Genomic DNA, 24,299 nt, shown 5'->3' on the forward strand with positions numbered 1-24,299 from the left:
GCGTCGTCCGGCGTGCGCCCCTGCCGCAGGGGGACACGACGCCCGCCCCGCACCGCACATCCCAGATCCCGAAACCCTAGTTGCCGTTGATGACCTGCGGCATCAGCGAAGAAAGCAGACGAAATGTCTCACCTGCTCGACTCCGTCGACTCCGCGTCGCTGCGCAGCGACGTCCCCGCCTTCCGTCCCGGCGACACCGTCAACGTCCACGTGCGCGTCATCGAGGGCAACCGCTCCCGTGTGCAGCAGTTCAAGGGCGTGGTGATCCGCCGCCAGGGTTCCGGCGTGCGCGAGACCTTCACGGTCCGCAAGGTCTCCTTCTCCGTCGGCGTCGAGCGCACCTTCCCGGTGCACACCCCGATCGTGGAGAAGATCGAGCTCGTCACCAAGGGTGACGTCCGCCGCGCCAAGCTGTACTACCTGCGCGAGCTGCGCGGCAAGGCGGCGAAGATCAAGGAGAAGCGCGAGAGCTGAGCGCTTTACCGGCGTCATATCGCGGCCGGATAGCATCTGGCTTCGATGGACACCGAAGCACAGCCGACGGAGCGCGACCGCTCCTCCCGCCCGGACGGACCCGAGGAGACCTCGGGGACCCCGGGCGCGGAGGGGCGGTCGCGTTCTGCGTTGGTGCCGCGTGTGGCGGGATGGCTCCCCGGCGGGTGGGCCACCCTGATCCTGCTGCTCTGCCTGCTGTTCCTGCTGGCGCTCAACACGTTCGTGGCGCGGCCGTTCCAGATCCCCAGCGGCTCCATGGAGCCCGGATTGAGGACCGGCGACCGCGTTCTCGTAAACAAGATGGCGTACCGCTTCGGCGCCGGGCCGCACCGCGGCGACGTGGTCGTGTTCGACGGCACCGGGTACTTCGGTGAGGCCGACTACATCAAGCGGGTCGTCGGGGTGGGCGGGGACCGGGTGGTCTGCTGTGACGAGGAGGGGAGGGTCCGGGTGAACGGCCGGTCGGTCGACGAGTCGGGCTTCCTGTTCCCCGGCGACAGCCCTTCCACGGTGTCCTTCGACGTCGTCGTCCCCGACGGACGCCTGTTCGTCCTGGGTGACCACCGCAGCGGCTCCCGCGACTCCCGCGACCACCTCGGGTCGCCCGGCGGAGGCATGATCCCGGTCCGTGACGTGATCGGCCGCGCCGACTGGATCGTCTGGCCCTTCGACCGCGCCACCCGGCTGCACCGGCCCGACGCCTACGCACGCGTGCCCGCCCCGGGGGCGGACGCGGCGCACCCGGTGGAGGGTGCCCATGGGTAACCGCGGCCGACCCCGCGGCGTCCCGGCCGACGCCGCGGAGAACCTGCTGCCCACCGGCTCCCGTCGCCCGCCCCGCCAGGCCGGCGGGCGCACGCGCGTCGAGCGGCGCAAGCTCCAGCGCAAGGTCAAGCGGCGACGCAGGCGCAGCGCGGTCAGGGAGATCCCCCTCCTCGTCGGTGTCGCCGTCCTGATAGCGCTGGTGCTGAAGACGTTCCTCGTCCAGGCCTTCGTCATCCCGTCCGGCTCCATGGAGCAGACGATCCGGATCGGCGACCGGGTGCTCGTCGACAAGCTCACCCCGTGGTTCGGCTCCGAGCCGCAGCGCGGGGACGTCGTCGTGTTCAAGGACCCCGGCGGCTGGCTCCAGAACGAGCAGACCACGCCGAAGAAGGACGACCCCGTCGGGATCAAGCAGATCAAGGACGGACTCACCTTCATCGGGCTGCTGCCGTCCGACAACGAGAAGGACCTGATCAAGCGGGTCGTGGGGGTCGGCGGCGACCGTGTCCAGTGCTGTGACGCGCAGGGCCGGGTCACCGTCAACGGCGTCCCCCTGAACGAGGACTACCTGTATCCCGGCAACGCCCCGTCCGCGACGCCGTTCGACGTCACCGTCCCCGAGGGGCGGCTGTGGGTGATGGGCGACCACCGGGAGAACTCCGCCGACTCCCGCGCCCACCAGAACACCGACTACGGCGGCACCGTCTCCGAGGACCAGGTGGTGGGCCGGGCCATGGTCATCGCCTGGCCGCTCGGCCACTGGAGCACGCTGGAGGAACCGCAGACCTACGCGTCCGTGTCGGACTCGGCGTCCGGGTCGACCGCTGCCGCCCGGCTGTCGCATAGGGTTGCCCCGGACGATCCGAACGGAATGGTTCAGCTCCCGAGCCCTGCGGAACTCCCGCTCGTTATGGGAGTGGTGGGCCTGCGTCGCGCATGGCGCGGGCGGCGGCAGAGAGTGAGGAGTTGGCGTGGGGGATGCGGCGGTCGGCGCACGGTCCGGACACGAGGGCGAGGAGCGGCATGGACGTGGCGCGGGAGCGGCGTACCAGTCCGCGGACGACTCCGTGACCTCCGGGAAGCACGTCCCGTCGGGTGGCGGCGACGGGCCCGGGGACCGGCAGCCCCCCACGGCGGAGGGGGGGCCGGGCGGCGGCGCCCCCCAGGCGAAGAAGCCCCGCTCCTTCTGGAAGGAGCTGCCGATCCTGGTCGGTATCGCGCTGGTGCTGGCGCTGCTGATCAAGACGTTCCTGGTGCAGGCGTTCTCCATCCCGTCCGACTCGATGCAGAACACCCTCCAGCAGGGTGACCGCGTCCTGGTCGACAAGCTCACCCCCTGGTTCGGCTCCGAGCCCGAGCGCGGGGAGGTCGTCGTCTTCCACGACCCCGACAACTGGCTGGCGGGTGAGCCGACGCCCACCCCGAACGCCCTGCAGCAGGTCCTCAGCTGGATCGGCCTGATGCCGTCCGCGGAGGAGAAGGACCTGATCAAGCGGGTCATCGGGGTCGGCGGCGACACGGTCGAGTGCAAGGGAACCGGCCCGTTGAGGGTCAACGGCAAGGAGCTGACCGAGCCGTACGTCTACCCGGGCAACACGCCCTGCAGCCAGGACGACCAGGGCGGCCAGTTCAAGGTCGAGGTGCCCGAGGGGCACATCTGGGTGATGGGCGACCACCGGCAGAACTCCCGGGACTCGCGGTACAACCAGGCCGACGAGAACAAGGGCATGGTCCCCGTGAAGGAGGTCGTCGGTCGCGCCATCGTCATCGCCTGGCCCGTCAACCGCTGGACCAACCTGCCGGTCCCGGACACCTTCGACCAGGCCGGTCTGGACGCCCGGGCGCCGGCGGGCGCGGCCCTGTCGGTCGCTCCGCAGGGACTCGCGCTCGCCGGCGCGGTGCCGTTGGTGCTGCTGCGCCGCAGGCGGAGCGGCGACGGTCGCTGAGCGGTCACCGGGAGACCGTTCCGGGAAGGGCTGACCCGGTCTGGTACCGCCGGGTAGGGTGCGGCCCATGAGTGGTCAGAGCACGACGCACACGGCCTCCCGCGGCGGCGGCACGGGCCCGGCGGGCAGCCGGACCGGACAGCGGCTGTCCGGCCTGGCCGTGGCCCTGGGCCTGGTGCTGTTCCTCGGCGGTTTCGCCTGGGGAGCGGTGGTGTACCGGCCGTACACCGTGCCCACCACGTCGATGGCGCCGACGATCGGCGCCGGTGACCGCGTGCTGGCCCAGCGCATCGACAGCGGCGACGTCCGCCGTGGGGACGTCGTCGTCTTCGAGGACGAGACCTGGGCGAACACCCCGATCCTCAAGCGGGTGGTCGCCGTCGGCGGCGACACCGTCTCCTGCTGCCAGGACGGCAAGCTCGAGGTCAACGGCGAGGAGATCGACGAACCGTACCTCCCCGAGGACACGGCGACCGGGTTCAACAGCTTCCCGGAGGTGACCGTGCCGAAGGGGCGGCTGTTCCTGCTCGGCGACGAGCGCTCCGGCTCGGTCGACTCCACCGCCCACCTCGCCGACGCCGCGAACGGCACCGTGTCCCGCGGGGCCGTCCAGGCCCGGGTCGACGCCGTCGTCTGGCCGATGGACGGCATGCTGCCGGCCCCCACCGGCTTCGAGGAGCTCGGCGCCCTGTCCTCGCCGGGGCCGCTGCGGACGATCACCGCAGCGGTGATCGCCGGCGCCGTGCTCGTCCTCGGCGGGGCCGCGTACGGTCCCGTGGCCAAGCGGGCGGGCACGTCCCGGGCGGGGGCCTCCGATGTCCGCTGAGCCGGTCCCGGTGGCCGAGGACGCCGGCGGGGACGGGCTGCGCAGGGTCGCGCGGGTCGTCCTGCTCGACCCGCAGGACCGCATCCTGCTGCTGCACGGCCACGAACCGGACGATCCGACCGACGACTGGTGGTTCACGCCCGGCGGCGGCGTGGAGGGCGACGAGACGCGTGAACAGGCCGCCCTGCGGGAACTCGCCGAGGAGACCGGCATCACCGAGGTCGAGCTCGGGCCCGTGCTGTGGAAGCGGCGGTGCTCCTTCCCCTTCGCCGGCCGCCGCTGGCACCAGGACGAGTGGTACTACCTCGCCCGCACCGACCGGACGGCCACCGCGGCCACGGCACTGACCGAGCTGGAGCGGCGCAGCGTCGTGGGAGCGCGCTGGTGGACGTGCCCGGAACTGAGCCGGGCACATGAGACGGTGTATCCGACCAGACTCGCCGAGCTGCTGCGCACGCTGCTCGACGAAGGTCCCCCGGCCGGACCCGTGACCCTGGACACCGAAATCGTCTAGGGGCTCCCGGGACTGGAGCACAATGGGGGGATCGCACGGCTGAAGGGGAACATGCCATGAGCGCCGAGGACCTCGAGAAGTACGAGACCGAGATGGAGCTGAAGCTCTACCGGGAGTACCGCGATGTCGTCGGTCTGTTCAAATACGTGATCGAGACCGAGCGGCGCTTCTATCTGACCAACGACTACGAGATGCAGGTGCACTCGGTTCAGGGTGAGGTGTTCTTCGAGGTCTCCATGGCGGACGCCTGGGTCTGGGACATGTACCGGCCGGCCCGGTTCGTGAAGCAGGTGCGGGTCCTCACGTTCAAGGACGTGAACATCGAGGAGCTCAACAAGAGCGACCTGGAGCTCCCGGGCGGGTGACGGAGTTGTCCACAACCGCCGGGTTTCCCACCAAGATCCACTTTGTGGAGCGGGATGCGTGACGGTTGGCGCCGGAGGTGGTGCCGACATGAACGCACAACGGGCACGCGGTGGACAACGGGCACGCAGCGCACTCGGAAGGTACGGCGAGGCGCTGGCCGCGCGGCGGCTGGCCCGGGCCGGGATGACGGTCCTGGAGCGCAACTGGCGCTGCGGCAGGACCGGTGAGATCGACATCGTGGCCAGGGACGGGGAGGTCCTGGTCGTCTGCGAGGTGAAGACCCGCAGGGCGGGGCCCTTCCAGCACCCCATGGAGGCGGTCACCCCGGCCAAGGCGGACCGTCTGCGGAGGCTGGCGGAAGGCTGGCTCCAGGAGCACGGGGGAGCCCCGCCCGGCGGTGTCCGCATCGATCTGGTCGGCGTCCTGCTGCCGGCCCGCGGCGCGCCCGTCGTCGAGCACGTCCGGGGGGTGGCCTGAGATGGGGTTCGCCCGCACGTGCGCGGTCGCCCTGGTCGGCGTCGAGGGCGTGGTCGTGGAGGTCCAGGCCGACTTGGAACCGGGAGTGGCGGCGTTCACGCTGGTGGGACTGCCGGACAAGAGCCTGACGGAGAGCCGGGACCGGGTCCGGGCGGCCGTGGTGAACTCCGGTGGGGAGTGGCCGCAGAAGAAGCTCACCGTGGGACTCAGCCCGGCCTCGGTGCCGAAGGCCGGCAGCGGATTCGACCTGGCGGTCGCCTGCGCGGTGCTCGGCGCCGCCGAACGGATCGACCCGCGAGTGCTCGCCGACGTCGTCATGATCGGTGAGCTGGGGCTGGACGGCAGGGTGCGGCCGGTGCGCGGCATTCTGCCGGCGGTGCTGGCCGCGGCCGACGCGGGCTACGAGCAGGTGGTGGTGCCGGAGTGCGCCGCCGCCGAGGCCTGCCTGGTGCCGGGAGTGTCCGTGCTCGGCGTCCGCAGCCTGCGCCAGCTGGTCGCGGTGCTCACCGACGAGCCCGTGCCGGACGAGGACCCCGATGAGCAGGGGCGCCCCGATCCGCTCCTGGCCGGCCTGCGCGTCCCCGGCGCCGCAGCGGCCACCGGCATGCACGGCACCGGCGCGGCCCAGCACGACCAGGGCCACGACCTCGCGGACGTCGTGGGCCAGCTCGCGGCACGGACGGCGGTGGAGGTGGCCGCGGCGGGCGGACACCACCTGTTCCTCGAAGGACCGCCCGGCGCCGGCAAGACGATGCTGGCGGAGCGGTTGCCCGCGATCCTGCCGCCGCTGGACCGACAGGAGTCGCTGGAGGTCACCGCGGTGCACTCGGTGGCGGGCCTGCTGCCCCCGGGCAAGCCCCTGATCGACGTCGCCCCCTACTGCGCCCCGCACCACTCGGCCACGATGCAGGCGCTGGTCGGCGGAGGCCCCGGCGTGGCGCGGCCCGGAGCGGTGTCCCTCGCGCACCGGGGTGTCCTCTTCCTGGACGAGACGCCCGAATTCAGCAGCCACGCCCTCGACGCGCTGCGCCAGCCCTTGGAGTCCGGGCACGTGGTCATCGCGCGCAGCGCGGGCGTCGTGCGCTTCCCGGCGAAGTTCCTGATGGTGCTCGCCGCCAACCCCTGCCCCTGCGGGCGCTTCTCGCAGACGAACGACCTGTGCGAGTGCCCGCCCTCGGCGATCCGCCGCTACCAGGCCAGGCTGTCCGGGCCGCTGCTCGACCGGGTCGACCTGCGGGTCGAGGCCGACCGCGTCACCCGCGCCGAACTGACGGCGAACGGTGCCCGCGGCGAGTCCACCGCCACGGTCGCCGCCCGGGTGCGAACGGCCCGGGAACGGGCCGCCGCGCGCCTCGCCGGCACGCCGTGGCGGACCAACAGCGACATCCCCGGACGGGAGCTGCGCAGCCGCTGGCGCGCCGCCCCCGGCGCGATGGACGACGCCGAGCGCAGCCTGGAACGGGGTGTGCTCACCGCCCGGGGGCTCGACCGGGTGCTGCGGGTCGCCTGGACCGTCGCCGACCTGGCCGGCCACGACCGGCCCGACGCCGGGGACGTCGCCCTCGCGCTGCAACTGCGCACCGGTGTCCCCCGCGGTGTGCCCACGGCCATCGGAGCGCCGGCATGAGCGCCGTCGACGAAGGCGAGGACGGACTCCTCGCCCGGGTCCTCCTCACCCGGGTCATCGAGCCCGGTGACGAGACCGGCGGGCGGTGGGTGCGGGAGCTCGGGGCGGAGGCGGTGGTGCGGCGACTGCGGGAGCGGGGCGGGCCCCTGCCCGGGGCGAGCGGCAAGCGGTGGGCGGGGATGCTCGCCCGGGCCGAGCGGGCCGACCCGCGCGGGGATCTCGCCGTCGCACGGGAGGCCGGCGCGCGGTTCGTGCGCCCCGGGTCCGCCGAGTGGCCCCGGCAACTCGACGACCTGGGGGACGCCCGGCCCCTCGGGCTGTGGGTGCGCGGCGGCGCCGACCTGCGGATGTGGGCGCTGCGCTCGGTCGCCGTCGTCGGCGCCCGCGCCTGCACCGAGTACGGCGCCCACATGGCCGCCACCCTCTCCGCCGGCCTCGCCGAACGCGGCTGGGTCGTGGTCTCCGGCGGTGCCTACGGCGTCGACGGCGCCGCCCACCGCGGCGTGCTCGGCTCGGGCGGTGCCACCGTCGCCGTGCTCGCCTGCGGAGTGGACCGGCCCTATCCGCGCGGACACACCGGACTGATCACCCGGATCGCGGAACAGGGCCTGGTGATCGGTGAGCTGCCCCCCGGCGACCATCCGACGCCGAACAGGTTCGTCCTCCGTAACCGGGTGATCGCCGCACTCACCCGGGGCACCGTGGTCGTCGAGGCGGCCCACCGCAGCGGTTCCCTGGTGACCGTCAGGGCGGCCCGGCGCCTGGGACGCCACACGATGGGGGTGCCGGGGCCGGTCACCAGCGGGCTCTCCGCCGGGGTGCACGAACTGCTGCGGCAGGACGCGGTGCTGGTCACCGATGCCGCGGACGTCGTCGAACTCGTCGGCGACATGGGCGAGCTCGCACCGGAACGCCGGGGACCGGTGCTGCCCCGGGACCTGCTGGAACCGGCCGGCCGCGAGGTCCTCGCCGCCCTGCCGGCGCGCGGAGCCGCCCGGGCGGAGGACATCGCGCGCGACGCGCGGACCACCCGGGACGACGCGATCGCGAGACTGTACGAACTACGAGCACTTGGTTACGTCGAACGACATGGCGACGGCTGGAAGTTGACACGCCAGGCGATGATCTCGGCCCGCGGCGGTTCCGATGCGCCCTGACGGAGCGTGTTCGGCCGTCCGGGGGAACCCCGACACCCCTTGGAAAATACGTCAGTTGGGACACCCGGGTGATCACGCCGAGTGACCGCAATGCCCCGGTGGGACGGTGCCCGGAACGAATCTGCGCACGGTCCCACCTCGCCCCTTCGCACACCGCGACGCCGTAGTCACGCTACGCTCACGAGGATCCCGACACGGACAGGCAACTCGACATCGGACAGACGGCCCACCCAGGCAGCACCAGTCCACGGCAGAACGGCACAAGGCGACGAATGCCCCAGCACACCTCCGGGTCCGACCGGGCGGCGATCCCCCCAGCCGCCCGCGACGGTGGCAGCGTGCGGCCGCCCGCTCCCTCGACGCTCGACGAGTTGTGGCGGTCGTACAAGGCGACGGGAGACGAGCGGCTGCGGGAACAGCTGATCCTGCACTACTCGCCGCTGGTGAAGTACGTCGCCGGCCGGGTCAGCGTGGGACTGCCGCCCAATGTCGAACAGGCGGACTTCGTCTCCTCCGGGGTCTTCGGGCTGATCGACGCGATCGAGAAGTTCGACGTCGACCGGGAGATCAAGTTCGAGACGTACGCGATCACGCGCATCCGGGGCGCGATGATCGACGAGCTGCGGGCTCTCGACTGGATCCCGCGCTCGGTGCGGCAGAAGGCGCGGAACGTCGAGCGGGCCTACGCCACCCTGGAGGCGCGGCTCAGACGCACGCCGACGGAGAGCGAGGTCGCCGGCGAGATGGGCATCGCCGTGGACGAGCTGCACGCGGTTTTCAGCCAGCTGTCGCTCGCGAACGTCGTCGCCCTGGAGGAGCTGCTGCACGTCGGGGGCGAGGGCGGCGACCGGCTGAGCCTCATGGACACACTGGAGGACACCGCCGCCGACAACCCGGTGGAGGTGGCCGAGGACCGGGAGCTGCGGCGGTTCCTGGTGCGGGCGATCAACACGCTGCCGGAGCGCGAGAAGACCGTGGTCACCCTGTACTACTACGAGGGGCTCACCCTCGCCGAGATCGGCAACGTGCTGGGCGTGACCGAGAGCCGGGTCAGCCAGATCCACACCAAGTCCGTGCTCCAGCTGCGGGCGAAGCTGGCGGGATTTGGACGCTGAGCCCACTCGGTCCGGACCCGTCAGGGCCCCGGACGACCTGTGGTTCCGGGCGAGTGACTCCCCTCGTGGATGAGGCGTCCGTAAAGTGGTCGACGTGCCAAGGATTCGAGCGGCCTCCGTGGCCGAGCACCGGTCGATGCAGCGAGCCGCCCTGCTGGACGCGGCACGCTCCCTGCTGTCCGAGGGCGGGACGGAGGCGCTGACCTTCCCGGCCCTCGCCGAGCGGACGGGCCTCGCGCGCTCGTCCGTGTACGAGTACTTCCGCTCGCGGGCGGCCGTCGTCGAGGAGCTGTGCGCGGTCGACTTCCCGGTCTGGGCGGCGGAGGTCGAGGCGGCGATGGCCCTCGCCGACGGAGCGGAGGCGAAGCTCGAGGCGTACGTCCGCAAGCAGCTGGAGCTGGTCGGCGACCGGCGGCACCGGGCCGTGGTGGCGATCTCCGCCAGCGAACTCGACGCGGGCGCCCGCGAGAAGATCCGCGCGGCGCACGGCGGGCTCATCGCCATGATCGTCGAAGCCCTGGGCGACCTGGGCCACGACCAGCCCCGGCTCGCGGCGATGCTGCTCCAGGGCGTGGTCGACGCCGCGGTGCGCCGCATCGAGCTGGGCGCGGCGGAACACCCGGACACGATCACGGAGGCGGCGGTCTCCATGGCGCTCCGGGGCGTGCGGGGCTGACGGACGGGGACGCGCGGCCCGGTCCCGGCCCGGCTCACCTTCACGGCCGTCCGGCGGTGTCTCCCGGAATCCGTCGTCCGGCGGTGCCCTTCGGAACCCGTCACGCAGGCACCGGCACCCCGAGCACCGGCAGCAGGCGCGACGGGCCCCTGTGCAGCAGCCACGGGGGCAGCAGGGCGAGCGGGTCCAGGTAGACGTCGTCCCTCAGCAGGCCCCAGTGCACGCACGGGGCCGTGCAGTGCGAGCCCCTGGGCTCCACCGTGCCGATCACCTCACCCGCCGCCACCGCGTCGCCCTCGTCCACCGACGCCCGGACGGGCTCGTGGGTCGTGCGCAACGGGGGGTCCCCCGTGCCCGCCAGCTCCACCGAGACGACGCCCCTCCCGGCCACCCGGCCCGCGAACGAGACCCGGCCCGCCGCCACCGCCCGTACCGGTGTGCCCGGCGCCGCCGCCAGGTCCACGCCCCGGTGCCCCCGCCCGTACGCCGTCGCCGGCGGTTCCCAGCCGCGCAGCACCCGCGGGCGCACCCCCACGGGCCAGAGCCGCCCGACGGCCGGTGTCCCGCCGTCCGCGCCTGCCGGACCGCCCGTCGGCACCGGGTCCCCGGCGCCCGTCCCCGACCCCAGGAGCCGCGACGGCGGCGGAGCCAGCAGCACCACCAGGGTCAGGACCACCAGCAGGACCAGTCGTGTGAACGCCTTCGCGCATCGCCTCACTCGCATGCGCAGAAGCGTCCCCGACGTCCGCGATCACGGCGGGGACCTGTGGACCGGCGGCCGGTTGTGGACAACGACGTCACCCGGCACCTCGCGGGTCCCGTACACTTCTGGTGGCGACCCGGGCCACCGGGTCGACTTCGCACGCCCCGACACCAGGACCGGTCACGGTCGGCTCCCGGTGTCAGCGCCCCTCGGTCCTTCGTGGCAACGGCGCGTCGCGGGCGTCAGGCGCGGGAGCCGTCCGGAACCCGCGGCACAACCGAGAAACTCAAGGAGATACGGCCATGGCCGTCGTCACGATGCGGGAGCTGCTGGAGAGCGGCGTCCACTTCGGTCACCAGACCCGTCGCTGGAACCCGAAGATGAAGCGCTTCATCTTCACCGAGCGCAACGGCATCTACATCATCGACCTGCTCCAGTCGCTGTCGTACATCGACCGCGCCTACGAGTTCGTCAAGGAGACCGTCGCCCACGGTGGCACGGTCATGTTCGTCGGCACGAAGAAGCAGGCGCAGGAGGCCATCGCCGAGCAGGCCACCCGCGTCGGCATGCCCTACGTCAACCAGCGCTGGCTGGGCGGCATGCTCACCAACTTCTCGACCGTCTACAAGCGCCTGCAGCGCCTGAAGGAGCTCGAGCAGATCGACTTCGAGGACGTCGCGTCCTCCGGTCTGACCAAGAAGGAGCTCCTGGTCCTCTCCCGCGAGAAGGCCAAGCTGGAGAAGACCCTCGGTGGTATCCGCGAGATGCAGAAGGTGCCCAGCGCCGTCTGGATCGTGGACACCAAGAAGGAGCACATCGCCGTTGGTGAGGCCCGGAAGCTGAACATCCCGGTCGTCGCGATCCTCGACACCAACTGCGACCCCGACGAGGTCGACTACAAGATCCCGGGCAACGACGACGCGATCCGCTCCGTCACCCTGCTCACCCGCGTGATCGCCGACGCCGTCGCCGAGGGCCTCATCGCCCGCTCCGGCGTCGCCACCGAGGGCAAGGGCGAGAAGGCCGCCGGCGAGCCGCTGGCCGAGTGGGAGCGCGACCTGCTCGAGGGCGAGAAGAAGGCCGAGGAGGCCGCCCCGGCCGCCGAGGACGAGAAGCCGGCCGAGGGCGAGAAGCCGGCCGAGGCCCCCGCCGCGGAGGCTCCGGCCGAGCAGGCCTGACCGACCCGTCAGAGCCGATGACGGCGGGAGCGGTGACATCGGATCCGCTCCCGCCGTTCACCCGTAGGTCAGCGGCGTGTCGGGGACCTGGTCTCAGGTGGGTCCTGACCCGCAGATCTTCGAAACTCCAGACTTCGAGAAAGATTCACAGACTCATGGCGAACTACACCGCCGCCGACGTCAAGAAGCTCCGGGAGCTCACCGGCGCCGGCATGATGGACTGCAAGAAGGCGCTGGACGAGGCCGAGGGCAACGTCGAGAAGGCCGTCGAGGCGCTCCGCATCAAGGGCCAGAAGGGCGTCGCCAAGCGCGAGGGCCGCTCCGCCGAGAACGGCGCCGTGGTCTCGGTCATCGCCGACGACAACTCCTCCGGCGTCATCGTCGAGCTGAAGTGCGAGACGGACTTCGTCGCCAAGGGCGAGAAGTTCCAGTCGGTGGCCACCGCCATCGCCGAGCACGTCGCCAAGACCTCCCCGGCCGACATCGAGGCCCTGCTCGCCTCCGAGATCGAGCCCGGCAAGACCGTCCAGGCGTTCGTGGACGAGGCCAACGCCAACCTGGGCGAGAAGATCGTCCTGGACCGCTTCGCGCAGTTCGCCGACGGCTACGTGACGGCGTACATGCACCGCACGATGCCCGACCTGCCCCCGCAGATCGGTGTGCTCGTCGAGCTCGACAAGCCGAACGCCGAGATCGCCAAGGGCGTCGCCCAGCACATCGCCGCCTTCGCGCCGAAGTACCTCTCCAAGGAGGACGTGCCGGCCGAGGTCGTCGAGTCCGAGCGCCGCATCGCCGAGGAGACCACCCGCGCCGAGGGCAAGCCCGAGGCCGCCCTGCCGAAGATCGTCGAGGGTCGCCTCAACGGCTTCTTCAAGGACGCCACGCTGCTGGGCCAGCCCTACGCGCTCGACAACAAGAAGTCGGTCCAGAAGGTTCTGGACGAGGCCGGTGTCACCCTGAAGCGCTTCTCGCGCATCAAGGTCGGCATCTGAGTCCGCACCGTGACGGGCGCGCGACCCCGATAGGGTCGACAGCGGTCGTTCGGACACGCGTCCACGCACGCGCGCGTGCCGGACGACAGCAGATCTGACGAGGAGGCCATTGCCGTATGGGATGCGAACCACGCCCCACCGGCAATGGCCTTCTTCGTATGTGCAACACGCGAAAGAGGCGGGATCCCCGATGACCACCAAGGCTGAGAAGAGCGACGACGGCAAAGTACGCGGCCGGTTTCTGCTGAAGCTGTCCGGAGAGGCCTTCTCCGGTGGCGGGGGGCTGGGCGTCGACCCCGACGTGGTGCACGCCATCGCGCGCGAGATCGCGGCCGTCGTACGGGACGGCGCGCAGATCGCGATCGTCATCGGCGGCGGCAACTTCTTCCGCGGTGCCGAGCTCCAGGTGCGCGGCATGGACCGCGCCCGTTCCGACTACATGGGCATGCTCGGCACCGTGATGAACTGCCTCGCTCTCCAGGACTTCCTGGAGAAGGAGGGCGTCGACTGCCGCGTGCAGACCGCCATCACCATGGGGCAGGTCGCCGAGCCCTACATCCCGCTGCGCGCCGTGCGACACCTGGAGAAGGGCCGCGTGGTCATCTTCGGCGCCGGCATGGGCATGCCGTACTTCTCCACCGACACCACCGCCGCCCAGCGCGCCCTGGAGATCGACGCCGAGGCCCTGCTGATGGGCAAGAACGGCGTGGACGGGGTCTACGACTCCGACCCGAAGACCAACCCCGACGCGGTGAAGTTCGACCACCTCGGCTACGGCGAGGTCATCACCCGGGAACTGAAGGTCGCCGACGCCACGGCCGTCACGCTGTGCCGCGACAACAAGCTCCCCATCGTCGTCTTCGAGCTCCTGGCGGAGGGCAATATCGCGCGCGCCGTCAAGGGTGAGAAGATCGGCACGCTCGTGGGTGACCAAGTCAGCCAGGGCTGATGACCCTGACCGGGGGATGGACAATGTCCTGCCGGTCGGGAACCGTGCAGGAAGAAGACGCGACGCAGCCGGCCGCCGCCCCGAGGGGGAACCGCAGCCGGGCCTACTCAAGACACGCAGGAGCAAGTGGTGATCGAAGAGACCCTCCTCGAGGCCGAGGAGAAGATGGAGAAGGCCGTCGTGGTCGCCAAGGAGGACTTCGCCGCGATCCGCACCGGCCGTGCGCACCCGGCGATGTTCAACAAGATCGTGGCCGACTACTACGGCGCACCGACGCCGATCAACCAGCTGGCCTCGTTCTCCGTGCCCGAGCCGCGCATGGCCGTGGTGACGCCGTTCGACAAGAGCGCGCTGCGCAACATCGAGCAGGCGATCCGCGACTCCGACCTGGGCGTCAACCCGAGCAACGACGGCAACATCATCCGGGTGGTGTTCCCCGAGCTGACCGAGGAACGCCGCCGCGAGTACATCAAGGTCGCCAAGGGCAAGGGTGAGGACGCCAAGGTCTCCATCCGCTCCGTGCGCCGCAAGGCCAAGGACGCCATCGACAAGCTGATCAAGGACGGCGAGGTCGGCGAGGACGAGGGCCGTCGTGCGGAGAAGGAGCTCGACGACACCACCGCGAAGTACGTCGCCCAGGTGGACGAGCTCCTGAAGCACAAGGAAGCGGAGCTGCTCGAGGTCTGATGAACGACTCTTCCTGGGGGACGCCGCAGACCGGGTACTGGGGGCCGTCCGACCAGGGGCCTGGCCGGGGGGCTGCCCCGGCGGGTCCCGCGTACGATGCGCACAACGCACAGCAGACTCGCCCCATGCCCATCGTGCCCGACGTACCCGAACACGGCGGAGACCAGGATGCGGACCGGGGGACCGCTCGACTGAGCGGTCCCTTGTTCCGAGACGAGCCGACGCGACCCCGTCCCCACCCCGGGGAGGTGCCGCAGAATCCGGAGCCCATGCCCGACGCCCCGCAGCCGGCGCCCGCCCCGCAGAAGAAGAGCGCGGGACGCGACCTGAGCGCCGCGATAGGCGTCGGCGTCGGACTCGGCGCGGTGATCGTCGCGTCGCTGTTCGTCGTCAAGGCCGTCTTCGTCGGCGTGATCGCCGTCGCCGTCGTGGTGGGCCTGTGGGAGCTGACCTCGCGGCTGAAGGAGCGCAAGGGCATCGACGCGCCCCTGGTGCCGCTCGCGCTCGGCGGTGCGGCCATGGTCGTCGCTGGGTACGTCCGGGGGGCCGAGGGCGCGTGGGTCGCCATGGCGCTCACCGCGCTGGCGGTGCTGGTGTGGCGGATGACGGCACCCCCCGAGGGCTACCTCAAGGACGTCACGGCGGGTCTCTTCGCGGCGTTCTACGTGCCGTTCCTGGCGACCTTCGTCGCGATGATGCTGACGGCGGACGACGGGCCCTGGCGCGTGCTGACGTTCCTGCTGCTGACGGTCGTGAGCGACACGGGCGCGTACGCCGTCGGCTGGCGCTTCGGCAAGCGCAAGCTCGCGCCGCGGATCAGCCCCGGCAAGACCCGCGAGGGCCTGCTCGGCGCCGTCGCCTTCTCCATGGCGGCGGGCGCGCTGTGCATGCAGTTCCTGATCGACGACGGCAGTTGGTGGCACGGCCTGCTGCTCGGCCTCGCGGTCGCGGCCAGCGCCACGCTCGGCGACCTGGGCGAGTCCATGATCAAGCGGGACCTGGGCATCAAGGACATGGGCACCCTGCTCCCCGGCCACGGCGGCATCATGGACCGGCTGGACTCGCTGCTGCCGACGGCACCGGTGGTGTGGCTGCTGCTGGTGGTCTTCGTCGGTTCCGGCTGAACGGCACCCTGCCTGACCTGCACAGTACCCGCCCGGCTGCTGTGCGTCCGAGCCCCTGTCCCGCGAGGGGCGGGGGCTCGCTCTCGAGTCGATCCCCTCGATCGGCCACGTCGTCCTCGACAGCGCGGAGGCCCGCCCACTGGTCCATGGGCTGCTTCAGATCCACGGAGCGGTGGCGCCGGCCGATGGCGCGGCACGACCCTGTCTGACGCCGCCACCGCCAGAGGCGACCGATGACGATCGCTGCGCGAGACGCGGGCCTCGGGGGCGCTGCCGGCGATCCGCGACACCGGTGGAGCCATGCCCAAGCCCGGAGAGCCGACGGGCAAGAGACGACAACAGGCCCCCACCCGCGCGTTCGGTGCAGGTGGGGGCCTGTTCTGTGGCACTGGGCCGTCGCCGGGCCGTCGGACTCGCGCAGTCGCACCTCTTCCGCGCAGCCGGGCCGCCTCAGCGTCGTCGGGGGAACTTCCAACCGTTCTGGCGCAGCTTGTAGAGGACGAACACTCCGCAGAGCGCCCACACGCCCAGGAAGGCCCACTTGAACCACGGGGGGCCGTCCGGGCGCTCCGCCAGTTGAACCGATGCCGCGTAGTAAGAGGTCATTCCTTGCGCGTGCCCGGCTGTTCGGGCAGGAATACCCGGTCGACAACCTTCCGCGTGCGTGCCCGGCCCGTCGGCGTCAGGTGGGCGTACACCCGCAGCGTCAGCCCTGGACCGGAGTGCCCGAGGCACTGGCTGACGGTCTTGACGCTCTCCCCGGCGTCCGGAACGAGGTCAGCTGCGGCGAGCGCGGGCTTCCCGGCCGCCCACGCGGACGCCGGCCACGATTGCCGTCTCGAAACGGTTCTCTCGGTCGGGCCGGCGGAACCATCGGGACGTCGCTGGGCATCAGACGTCGCTGGGCATCAGCAGTTGCCGGTGTGCTCCAGGACCGCGGTGGCGAGTGGAGCAAGCACCTCGCGGGGGAGGGCGTGACCCGTGCCAGGTAGGTCCACAATGCGTGCGCCGCGGATCGCCCGGGCGAGGTGGTGGGCGTGCGGTGGTGGGGCGACCGGTTCGGCCGGGGCGGAGATCACAAGGGTGGGCACGCTGGTCTGCGCCGGCTGCTCGGTCCGGTCCGTTCCGGAGGTGTCGGCACGGGCGTGCGCGGTGCTCGTGCTGCAGTGCCCGGTGTGTTCGATGACCTTGCGTTCCAGGGCGCGGGCGTCGGCGTCGAAGGGAAGCCGGTCGCCACCCGGGACCCGCCGGTGCTCGACCCGCCGCTCGAGCTCGGCTTCCGGGCCCCCGTCCTTCACGGGGCGGGCCCACGTCTCCAGCAGCCGGGGGGCTATGCCGGGAAGTTCCTCGGGCGGGATCCGTGTTCCGTCCGGGCGCCGTACGGGACAGCGCTGAGTGCGCTGGTGCCGATCAGGGTGGCACTGAGGAGGCGGTCGGGACGGTCGGCGACGAGGAGCCGGGCGAGCATCCCGCCCAGCGACATGCCCACCACATGGGCGCGTTCGACACCGAGGCCATCCAGCACGGTGACGGCGTCTTCCGCGAGTCGGGTGAGAGGGTGGGGCTGCTGGTCGAACGGCCAGATGGAGCGGCCGGTGTCGCGATGGTCGTAGCGGATCACGCGATGACGAGAGGCGAGCATGTCCACCAGCTCGTCCGGCCGGCCCGGGCCGGACGCTTGCGCACCCATGGTCAACAAGAGGGGAGGCGCACCGACGGCGCCACGATCTTCCACCCGTAGGCGTATACCGGGCGCTGCGTCGACCAAGCGTTCCGTGATGCTCCCCCGGCTTTCCGAACTCCGGTAATGCGAGGCGTTTCGTATCGTCTGTCGCCGTCCGTCCCCGGGCCGTCCGGGATCGACCAACGCCGGCGGACGGCACCCGTGGGTGACCGCCCCCACCCCGCTCTGGCCTGGGCCACCAGAGTTGATCTGCGACACTGGAACCACCATGCCCAAGCCCGGAGAACTCACATTCGTCGCACCGCGCGGAGCCAAGAAGCCGCCGCGGCACCTCGCCGACCTCACGCCCGCCGAGCGCAAGGAGGCGGTCGCCGCGGTCGGTGAGAAGCCGTTCCGCGCCAAGCAGCTCTCGCAGCACTACTTCGCGCGGTACGCGCACGACCCGGACCAGTGGACCGACATCCCCGCCGGCTCCCGCGGCAAGCTCCGGGAGGCGCTGCTCCCCGAGCTGATGACCGTGGTCCGGCACCTGTCGACCGACCAGGGCACCACCCGCAAGACGCTGTGGAAGCTGTTCGACGGGACGCTCGTCGAGTCGGTGCTCATGCGTTACCCGGACCGGGTGACGATGTGCATCAGCTCCCAGGCGGGCTGCGGCATGAACTGCCCGTTCTGCGCCACCGGGCAGGCCGGTCTCGACCGGAACCTGTCCACCGCGGAGATCGTGCACCAGATCGTGGACGGCATGCGCGCCCTCAGGGACGGCGAGGTGCCGGGCGGCCCCACGCGGCTGAGCAACATCGTGTTCATGGGCATGGGCGAGCCGCTCGCCAACTACAACCGGGTCGTGGGGGCCATCCGCCGCCTCACCGATCCCGAGCCGGACGGGCTCGGGCTGTCGCAGCGCGGGATCACCGTGTCCACGGTCGGCCTCGTCCCGGCCATCCACCGGTTCTCCGACGAGGGCTTCAAGTGCCGCCTCGCCATCTCGCTGCACGCGCCCGACGACGAGCTGCGCGACACCCTCGTCCCGGTGAACACGCGGTGGAAGGTGCGCGAGGTGCTCGACGCCGGATTCGAGTACGCCGCCAAGTCCGGGCGGCGGCTGTCCATCGAGTACGCGCTCATCCGGGACATCAACGACCAGGCCTGGCGCGGTGACCGGCTCGGCCGGCTGCTCAAGGGCCGACCCGTGCACGTCAACCTCATCCCGCTCAACCCGACGCCCGGCTCCAAGTGGACCGCCTCGCGGCCCGAGGACGAGAAGGCGTTCGTGGAGGCGATCGCCGCCCACGGTGTGCCGGTGACGATCCGGGACACCCGTGGCCAGGAGATCGACGGGGCCTGCGGTCAGCTCGCCGCGAGCGAGCGGTAACCTGACCGGCGTACACCTTCACATTCCGACAGGGGAGCGCCACAGCGCTGAGAGTGCGGCACCGGCCGCAGACCCTCCGAACCTGGCCCAGGTCATTCTGGGTAGGGAGATCGGTCACCACTCGAGCTGTTGCGCCCTGCCCGGGACCCCCACGGGGTCCCGGGCAGGGCCGCGTCTCTTCCTGGTCACTCCAGGAGGAATCCAGTGAGCATCACCAAGAAGGTCACCGTCCTGGCCGTCGGGCTGGGGCTGGTCACGCTGTCCGCGTGCGGGTCGTCCGACGGGGACGGCGGCAGCGGGGGCAGTGGCGGCGGGTCCAGGACCGTGACCCTCGTCAGCCACAACTCGTGGGCCGTGTCGAAGGACGTCGTCGCCGCCTTCGAGAAGCAGTCCGGGTACAAGCTCAAGGTCCTCGAGGACGGCGACGCCGGCCAGGCCGTGAACAAGGCGATCCTGACCAAGGACAACCCCCAGGGCGACGTCTTCTTCGGCGTCGACAACACCCTGCTCTCCCGCGCCCTCGACAACGGCCTGTTCCAGCCGTACGAGGCGAAGGGCTCCGACCTGGTCCTGCCCGAGTACCGGGTGGACGAGGACGAGCACCGGGTCACGCCCGTCGACACCGGCGACGTCTGCGTCAACTACGACAAGGCGTGGTTCGACGAGCACGACCTGACCCCGCCGAAGACCTTCGACGACCTGATCAAGCCCGAGTACAAGGACCTCCTCGTCGTCGAGAACGCCTCCACCTCCTCACCCGGCCTCGGCTTCCTGCTCGGCACCGCCGCCGAGTACGGCGACGAGGGCTGGCAGGACTACTGGAAGAAGCTCGAGGCCAACGGCGTGAAGGTGGTCGACGGCTGGGAGCAGGCCTACAACGAGGAGTTCTCCGGCTCGGCCGGCGGCAAGGAGGCCAAGGCCGACCGCCCGCTGGTGGTGTCCTACGCCTCCTCGCCGCCCGCCGAGGTGATCTACGCCGACCCGAAGCCGGACACCGCGCCCACCGGCGTCGCCGAGGGCACCTGCTTCCGCCAGGTCGAGTACGCGGGGCTGCTGAGCAACGCGAAGAACCCCGAGGGCGGCAAGGCGCTGCTCGACTTCCTGATCGGCGAGCGGTTCCAGGAGGACATGCCGCTCAACATGTTCGTCTACCCGGTGCGCGAGGGTGCCCGGGTGCCCGAGGAGTTCGTGAAGTTCGGACCGCAGGCGAAGGACCCCCGGACCATGGACCCGGCGGAGATCGCCGACAACCGTGACCAGTGGGTCAAGTCGTGGACCTCGCTCCTCCTGAAGTGAGCCGGGCCGCGCCGGTGAGCCGAGCCGCGGCGAGGTGGCGCGGGAGCGCTGCGCGGCTCGGCCTGATGGCCGTGCCCGTCGCGTTCTTCGCCGTCTTCTTCGCCTACCCCGTCGCCGCGATCGTCGCCCGCGGGCTGAAGGACGGCGGGACCTGGCACCTCGGGCGGATCGGCGAGGTGCTGGCGCAGTCCGACGTCCGGCAGGTGCTGTGGTTCACCACCTGGCAGGCACTGGTCTCCACCGTCCTCACCCTGCTGATCGCCCTGCCCGGCGCCTGTGTCCTCGCCCGCTTCGACTTCCCCGGCAAGCAGGTGCTGCGGGCCGTGGTCACCGTGCCGTTCGTGCTGCCCACGGTCGTCGTCGGTACGGCGTTCATGGCGCTCGTGGGGCGCGGCGGACTCCTCGACGAACTGTGGGGCGTACGCCTGGACACCACCGTGTGGGCGATCCTGCTCGCGCACGTCTTCTTCAACTACGCCGTGGTCGTCCGGACCGTGGGCGGACTGTGGGCGCAGCTCGACCCCCGGCAGGAGGAGGCCGCGCGGATGCTCGGCGCCTCGCGGTTCGCGGCCTGGCGGACCGTCACCCTGCCCGCGCTCGCGCCGGCCGTGGCCGCCGCCGCGCTGATGGTCTTCCTGTTCACCTTCACCTCCTTCGGCGTGGTGCAGATCCTCGGCGGGCCCACCTTCTCCACCCTCGAGGTGGAGATCTACCGCCAGACCTCCGAGATCTTCGACCTGTCCACGGCGGCCGTCCTGACGATGATCCAGTTCGTCGCCGTGGGGACGATCCTCGCCCTGCACGCCTGGACCGTACGGCGGCGGGAGACCGCGCTGCGGCTGGTGGACGCCTCGGTGACCGCGCGCCGGCCGCGCGGCGCCGGGCAGTGGGCGCTGCTCGGCGGAGTCGTCGCCACCGTCGCCCTCCTGCTCCTGCTGCCGCTCGCCGTGCTGGTGGAACGGTCCTTCGCGGACGCGGGCCTCGGCTACTACCGGGCGCTGACCCGCGAGGACGGGGGAGTGTTCCTCGTACCGCCGATCGAGGCGGTCGGCAACTCGCTGCAGTACGCCGTCGCCGCCACCGCCCTCGCCGTGGTGATCGGCGGCCTCGCCTCCGTCGCGCTCACCCGGCGGGACGCGGGGCGGCTGGTGCGCGGCTTCGACGCGCTGCTGATGCTGCCGCTCGGGGTGTCCGCGGTGACCGTCGGCTTCGGGTTCCTGATCGCCCTGGACGAGCCGCCGCTGGACCTCAGGGCCTCGTGGATCCTGGTGCCGCTCGCGCAGGCGCTGGTCGGCGTCCCCTTCGTCGTGCGGACGATGCTGCCCGTGCTGCGGGCCGTGGACGTACGGCTGCGGGAGGCGGCGGCCGTGCTCGGGGCGTCGCCGTGGCGGGCGTGGCGGGAGGTGGACCTGCCGATGGTGCGGCGGGCGCTGCTGATCGCCGCCGGGTTCGCCTTCGCGGTGTCGCTGGGGGAGTTCGGGGCGACGGTGTTCATCGCGCGGCCCGACAACCCGACGCTGCCGGTGGCCGTGGCCCGGCTGCTGGGACGGCCCGGTGACCTCAACTACGGCCAGGCGATGGCCCTGTCGACGATTCTGATGATCGTGTGCGCGGTGGCGCTGCTGGTGCTGGAGCGGCTGCGGACCGACCGGACCGGGGAGTTCTAGATGCTGCTGAGCCTGGAAGGCGCGACCGTCCGCTTCGGGGAGCGGGCGGTGCTGGACGCCGTCGACCTGGAGGTCGCCGAGCACGAGACCGTGTGCGTGCTGGGACCCAGCGGCAGCGGCAAGTCGACGCTGCTGCGGGCGGTGGCCGGACTGCAGCCCCTCGACTCCGGGCGGATCGTGCTCGACGGCCGCGACCAGGCGGGCGTGCCCGCGCACAAGCGCGGGGTCGGGCTGATGTTCCAGGACCACCAGCTGTTCCCGCAGCGGGACGTCGCCGGCAACGTGGCCTTCGGGCTGCGGATGCGCGGGGCGCCACGGGGCGAACGGACCGAGCGGGTGGAGGAGTTGCTGGAGCTCGTCGGGCTGCCCGGAGCGGCCGGGCGCGCCGTCGCCGCGCTGTCCGGCGGGGAGCAGCAGCGCGTGGCGCTGGCCCGCGCCCTCGCGCCGAGCCCCCGGCTGCTGATGCTCGACGAGCCGCTCGGACAGCTCGACCGCTCGCTCAGGGAACGGCTGGTCGTCGAACTGCGGGAGCTGTTCGGCCGGCTGGGCACCACCGTGCTCGCGGTGACCCACGACCAGGGGGAGGCGTTCGCGCTGGCCGACCGGGTGGTGGTGATGCGGGACGGGCGGATCGCCCAGTCCGGCACGCCCCTTCAGGTGTGGCAGCGGCCGGCCGACGCCTTCGTGGCCCGCTTCCTCGGCTTCGAGAACGTGGTCGAGGCGACGGTGGGCGACGCGGTCGCCGTGACCCCCTGGGGCAAGGTCCCCGTGCCGGAGGACACCCCGCGGGGGACGCGGACGCTTCTCGTCCGGCCCGCCGGTGTCCGTCTGGTCCCGGCCGACGCGGGCCTGCGCTGCACCGTGGCCGCGCGCACCTTCCGCGGCACCCACGTGGCCGTCCACCTCCAGCCCGAGGACGCGCCCCGACTGGAGGCCGCCTGTGCCCTGCGGGCGGCGCCGGAGGTCGGGGACGAGGTCGGGGTGGAGTTCGACGTGGCCGAAACCGCCGTGCTGGGGTGAGCGCTCCCCACCTAGGGTGAGCGGCATGACGCAACTGCCACATGACCGCTACTGCGACGAGATCGCCCACCAGGTGGGGGAGTTCAGGGCCGTGCTGGCCTCCGGGGCCGATCTGTCCGCCACCGTGCCGACCTGCCCGGACTGGACCCTGGAGCAGTTGGTCCGCCATGTCGGAGGGGCCCTGCGCTGGGTGGAACTGATCGTCCGTACCCGGGCCCAGGAGGAGGTGCCCGTCGACCGGGTGCCGGAGGGCGGGGGACCCGGGGCCCAGAGCGACGCCGCCGCGCTGGAGGCGTGGCTGGCGGAGTCCGGCGCGCTGGCCGTGGCCGCACTGCGGGAGGCCGGGCCGGACGCGCGGGTGTGGTCGTGGGCCGGGATCTTCACCGTCGGCTTCTGGGCCCGCCGGATGACGCACGAACTCGTCGTCCACCACGCGGACGCGGCACTCGCCGCGGGCCGCCCCTTCGGGACGGTCGCCGCCGACGTGGCCGCCGACGCGGTGGACGAGTGGCTGCAGATCGTGCAGTTCGTGCAGCGGGCCCTGCCGGACGGACCGGCGAAGGAACTGCGCCTGCCCGGCCGGTCGCTCCACCTGCACGCCACCGACACCGCCCCCGAGCTGAACGCCGAGTGGCTGATCGAGCCGGCCGAGGACGGCGTCGTCTGGCGCCGTGGCCACGAGAAGGCGACCGTCGCCCTCCGCGGGCCGCTCACCTCCGTGCTCCTCGCCTTCTACCGCCGGCTGCCGCTCGACGCGCCGGAGGTGGAGGTGCTCGGCGACCGGAAGCTGCTGGAGTTCTGGCTGGAGCGGGCGACGTTCGGATGAGCCGCTGGGAACGGGAGGTCCCGCTCCCCAACGCGGTCGCAAGGCGGTGGCCCGCCCCCTCGGGGACGGGCCACCGCCTCGTGCCCGTGAGGCGTCAGCCGTCGCTCTTCGCCCCCCGGCGGCGCATGCCGAGGAAGACCGCGCCGCCGCCGACCGCGACCAGCGCGGCCGCGATGCCGACGATCAGACCGGTGGAGGAGTCGGCGCCGGTCTCGGCGAGGTGCGACTCACCGGCCGGGGACGGCGCGTTGCTCGGCGTGTCCGCCGGAGCGGTGCCGGTGCTCCCCGACGCCGACGGGGTCGGGGTGCCGGTCTCCCCGGCCGGGGGCGAGGCGGAGTCCGACGGGGTCGGCGTGGGCTCGGGAGCCGGAGGCTTCTCCTCGCCCTTCTCGCACGCCGTGGCCGGGGTGACCAGGTTCGGCTTGATGTCCTCGTCCACGTAGGGCACGGCCTTGACGTGGATGCGGTACTCGGCGTTCGGCTTCCAGTCCTCCTCGAAGGTGATGGTGGTGCCCTCGCGGGAGCCCCTGACCACCTGCTCGCCGACCTTCCTCAGGTCGGCGCCGTTGTTCTCGAGGAACACGGTGACGGTGGCGGGGACGCCGGCCGGGTCCACGTCGGTGACGGTGATGACGCCCTTGTCACCCACACACTTGGCCTCGGCCGAGAACTCGTCGATGGTGCACGCCGCCGCGCTGCCGGCGGCACCGAGCGCGAGCGCGGCCGACGCGGAGACGACACCGAGGGCGCGCACGGTACGTGCGACGGTACGGCGCGGGGCCGTACGGCGGGATGCGGACAGAACTGCCACGTTTGTCCTTTGCGGAAGATGCG

Annotated in this window: 24 protein-coding genes, 2 pseudogenes and 1 riboswitch; of the genes and pseudogenes, 22 read left to right on the forward strand and 4 right to left on the reverse strand. The window is 71.9% G+C overall.

Going from position 1 to position 24,299, the window contains the following annotated elements:
• Nucleotides 1–123: 123 nt before the first annotated feature.
• The 12 genes and pseudogenes from rplS to FHS37_RS31530 all read left to right on the forward strand — a co-directional run bounded on the left by rplS (nt 124) and on the right by FHS37_RS31530 (nt 9,964).
• On the forward strand, nt 124–474 hold the full coding sequence (gene rplS / locus FHS37_RS31475; protein WP_184827508.1) for a 50S ribosomal protein L19: 351 nt from the start codon (nt 124–126) through the stop codon (nt 472–474).
• 45 nt (nt 475–519) lie between these two features.
• The gene (lepB, locus tag FHS37_RS31480) at nt 520–1,260 is read left to right on the forward strand and encodes a signal peptidase I (protein WP_184827510.1); all 741 of its coding nucleotides are present in this window, start codon (nt 520–522) and stop codon (nt 1,258–1,260) included.
• A pseudogene (gene lepB, locus FHS37_RS31485) lies at nt 1,253–2,341 on the forward strand (signal peptidase I); the annotation flags it as partial. The gene lepB (FHS37_RS31480) and the pseudogene lepB (FHS37_RS31485), both read left to right, overlap by 8 nt.
• The gene (gene lepB / locus FHS37_RS31490; protein ID WP_229890093.1) at nt 2,232–3,206 is read left to right on the forward strand and encodes a signal peptidase I; all 975 of its coding nucleotides are present in this window, start codon (nt 2,232–2,234) and stop codon (nt 3,204–3,206) included. The pseudogene lepB (FHS37_RS31485) and the gene lepB (FHS37_RS31490), both read left to right, overlap by 110 nt.
• A gap of 67 nt (nt 3,207–3,273) precedes the next feature.
• Complete coding sequence (lepB, locus tag FHS37_RS31495) at nt 3,274–4,032, forward strand: signal peptidase I (RefSeq protein WP_184827516.1); 759 nt, start codon at nt 3,274–3,276, stop codon at nt 4,030–4,032.
• Nucleotides 4,022–4,546, forward strand: a complete 525-nt coding sequence (locus FHS37_RS31500) for an NUDIX hydrolase (RefSeq protein WP_184827518.1) — start codon at nt 4,022–4,024, stop codon at nt 4,544–4,546. Before lepB (FHS37_RS31495) ends, FHS37_RS31500 begins: the two co-directional genes overlap by 11 nt.
• A 56-nt stretch (nt 4,547–4,602) precedes the next feature.
• Entirely contained in the window at nt 4,603–4,911 is a 309-nt protein-coding gene (locus FHS37_RS31505) for a DUF2469 domain-containing protein (RefSeq protein ID WP_003965949.1), read from the forward strand.
• Between the two features lie 58 nt (nt 4,912–4,969).
• The gene (locus tag FHS37_RS31510; RefSeq protein ID WP_184827520.1) at nt 4,970–5,389 is read left to right on the forward strand and encodes a YraN family protein; all 420 of its coding nucleotides are present in this window, start codon (nt 4,970–4,972) and stop codon (nt 5,387–5,389) included.
• Nucleotide 5,390: 1 nt separating this feature from the next.
• A complete protein-coding gene (locus FHS37_RS31515; protein ID WP_184827522.1) occupies nt 5,391–7,016 on the forward strand; it encodes a YifB family Mg chelatase-like AAA ATPase in 1,626 nt (541 codons plus the stop codon).
• Entirely contained in the window at nt 7,013–8,173 is a 1,161-nt protein-coding gene (gene dprA / locus FHS37_RS31520) for a DNA-processing protein DprA (RefSeq protein ID WP_184827524.1), read from the forward strand. The genes FHS37_RS31515 and dprA overlap by 4 nt, the downstream gene beginning before the upstream one ends.
• Before the next feature lie 272 nt (nt 8,174–8,445).
• Nucleotides 8,446–9,288 (forward strand): RNA polymerase sigma factor WhiG, encoded by an 843-nt coding sequence (gene whiG / locus FHS37_RS31525; protein WP_184827526.1) that lies wholly within the window; start codon nt 8,446–8,448, stop codon nt 9,286–9,288.
• A 118-nt stretch (nt 9,289–9,406) separates the two neighbouring features.
• The gene (locus FHS37_RS31530; protein ID WP_184827628.1) at nt 9,407–9,964 is read left to right on the forward strand and encodes a TetR/AcrR family transcriptional regulator; all 558 of its coding nucleotides are present in this window, start codon (nt 9,407–9,409) and stop codon (nt 9,962–9,964) included.
• Nucleotides 9,965–10,064: 100 nt separating this feature from the next.
• Here FHS37_RS31530 and FHS37_RS31535 read toward each other — a convergent pair whose 3' ends face one another.
• A complete protein-coding gene (locus FHS37_RS31535) occupies nt 10,065–10,688 on the reverse strand; it encodes a murein hydrolase activator EnvC family protein (RefSeq protein WP_184827528.1) in 624 nt (207 codons plus the stop codon).
• Nucleotides 10,689–10,969: 281 nt separating this feature from the next.
• Here FHS37_RS31535 and rpsB point away from each other — a divergent pair, with 281 nt between their 5' ends.
• From rpsB to FHS37_RS31560, 5 genes are all read left to right on the forward strand, one after another.
• Complete coding sequence (gene rpsB / locus FHS37_RS31540) at nt 10,970–11,845, forward strand: 30S ribosomal protein S2 (protein WP_184827530.1); 876 nt, start codon at nt 10,970–10,972, stop codon at nt 11,843–11,845.
• 155 nt (nt 11,846–12,000) lie between these two features.
• The gene (gene tsf, locus FHS37_RS31545) at nt 12,001–12,837 is read left to right on the forward strand and encodes a translation elongation factor Ts (protein ID WP_184827532.1); all 837 of its coding nucleotides are present in this window, start codon (nt 12,001–12,003) and stop codon (nt 12,835–12,837) included.
• Nucleotides 12,838–13,027: 190 nt separating this feature from the next.
• Nucleotides 13,028–13,786: a UMP kinase gene (gene pyrH, locus FHS37_RS31550; protein ID WP_159536020.1), complete on the forward strand. Its 759-nt coding sequence runs from the start codon at nt 13,028–13,030 to the stop codon at nt 13,784–13,786.
• Nucleotides 13,787–13,915: 129 nt separating this feature from the next.
• Complete coding sequence (gene frr, locus FHS37_RS31555; RefSeq protein ID WP_014675285.1) at nt 13,916–14,473, forward strand: ribosome recycling factor; 558 nt, start codon at nt 13,916–13,918, stop codon at nt 14,471–14,473.
• On the forward strand, nt 14,473–15,597 hold the full coding sequence (locus FHS37_RS31560) for a phosphatidate cytidylyltransferase (RefSeq protein WP_184827534.1): 1,125 nt from the start codon (nt 14,473–14,475) through the stop codon (nt 15,595–15,597). Before frr ends, FHS37_RS31560 begins: the two co-directional genes overlap by 1 nt.
• Before the next feature lie 450 nt (nt 15,598–16,047).
• On the opposite strand, the gene FHS37_RS31565 is transcribed toward FHS37_RS31560, so the two are convergent.
• Both FHS37_RS31565 and FHS37_RS31570 read right to left on the reverse strand, forming a co-directional pair.
• Nucleotides 16,048–16,203 carry a hypothetical protein gene (locus tag FHS37_RS31565; protein WP_184827535.1) on the reverse strand — a complete coding sequence of 52 codons (156 nt, stop codon included), beginning with the start codon at nt 16,201–16,203 and terminating at the stop codon, nt 16,048–16,050.
• Between the two features lie 302 nt (nt 16,204–16,505).
• Nucleotides 16,506–17,377, reverse strand: a pseudogene (locus tag FHS37_RS31570) (alpha/beta fold hydrolase).
• 172 nt (nt 17,378–17,549) lie between these two features.
• Here FHS37_RS31570 and rlmN point away from each other — a divergent pair.
• The 5 genes from rlmN (at nt 17,550) to FHS37_RS31595 (ending at nt 23,465) form a co-directional block, all read left to right on the forward strand.
• On the forward strand, nt 17,550–18,656 hold the full coding sequence (rlmN, locus tag FHS37_RS31575; protein WP_184827536.1) for a dual-specificity RNA methyltransferase RlmN: 1,107 nt from the start codon (nt 17,550–17,552) through the stop codon (nt 18,654–18,656).
• Between the two features lie 20 nt (nt 18,657–18,676).
• Nucleotides 18,677–18,782: riboswitch (TPP riboswitch) on the forward strand.
• Nucleotides 18,783–18,860: 78 nt separating this feature from the next.
• Nucleotides 18,861–19,952 carry a thiamine ABC transporter substrate-binding protein gene (locus FHS37_RS31580; RefSeq protein ID WP_184827537.1) on the forward strand — a complete coding sequence of 364 codons (1,092 nt, stop codon included), beginning with the start codon at nt 18,861–18,863 and terminating at the stop codon, nt 19,950–19,952.
• Between the two features lie 65 nt (nt 19,953–20,017).
• Nucleotides 20,018–21,619, forward strand: a complete 1,602-nt coding sequence (locus FHS37_RS31585; RefSeq protein ID WP_221500553.1) for an ABC transporter permease — start codon at nt 20,018–20,020, stop codon at nt 21,617–21,619.
• On the forward strand, nt 21,620–22,639 hold the full coding sequence (locus FHS37_RS31590) for an ABC transporter ATP-binding protein (protein WP_184827539.1): 1,020 nt from the start codon (nt 21,620–21,622) through the stop codon (nt 22,637–22,639).
• Nucleotides 22,640–22,664: 25 nt separating this feature from the next.
• Entirely contained in the window at nt 22,665–23,465 is an 801-nt protein-coding gene (locus tag FHS37_RS31595) for a maleylpyruvate isomerase family mycothiol-dependent enzyme (protein ID WP_184827540.1), read from the forward strand.
• A gap of 94 nt (nt 23,466–23,559) precedes the next feature.
• On the opposite strand, the gene FHS37_RS31600 is transcribed toward FHS37_RS31595, so the two are convergent.
• Nucleotides 23,560–24,276: an LAETG motif-containing sortase-dependent surface protein gene (locus tag FHS37_RS31600; RefSeq protein WP_184827542.1), complete on the reverse strand. Its 717-nt coding sequence runs from the start codon at nt 24,274–24,276 to the stop codon at nt 23,560–23,562.
• Between the last annotated feature and the right edge of the window lie 23 nt (nt 24,277–24,299).

The organism is Streptomyces griseomycini (assembly GCF_014203535.1).
Lineage (GTDB): Bacteria > Actinomycetota > Actinomycetes > Streptomycetales > Streptomycetaceae > Streptomyces > Streptomyces griseomycini.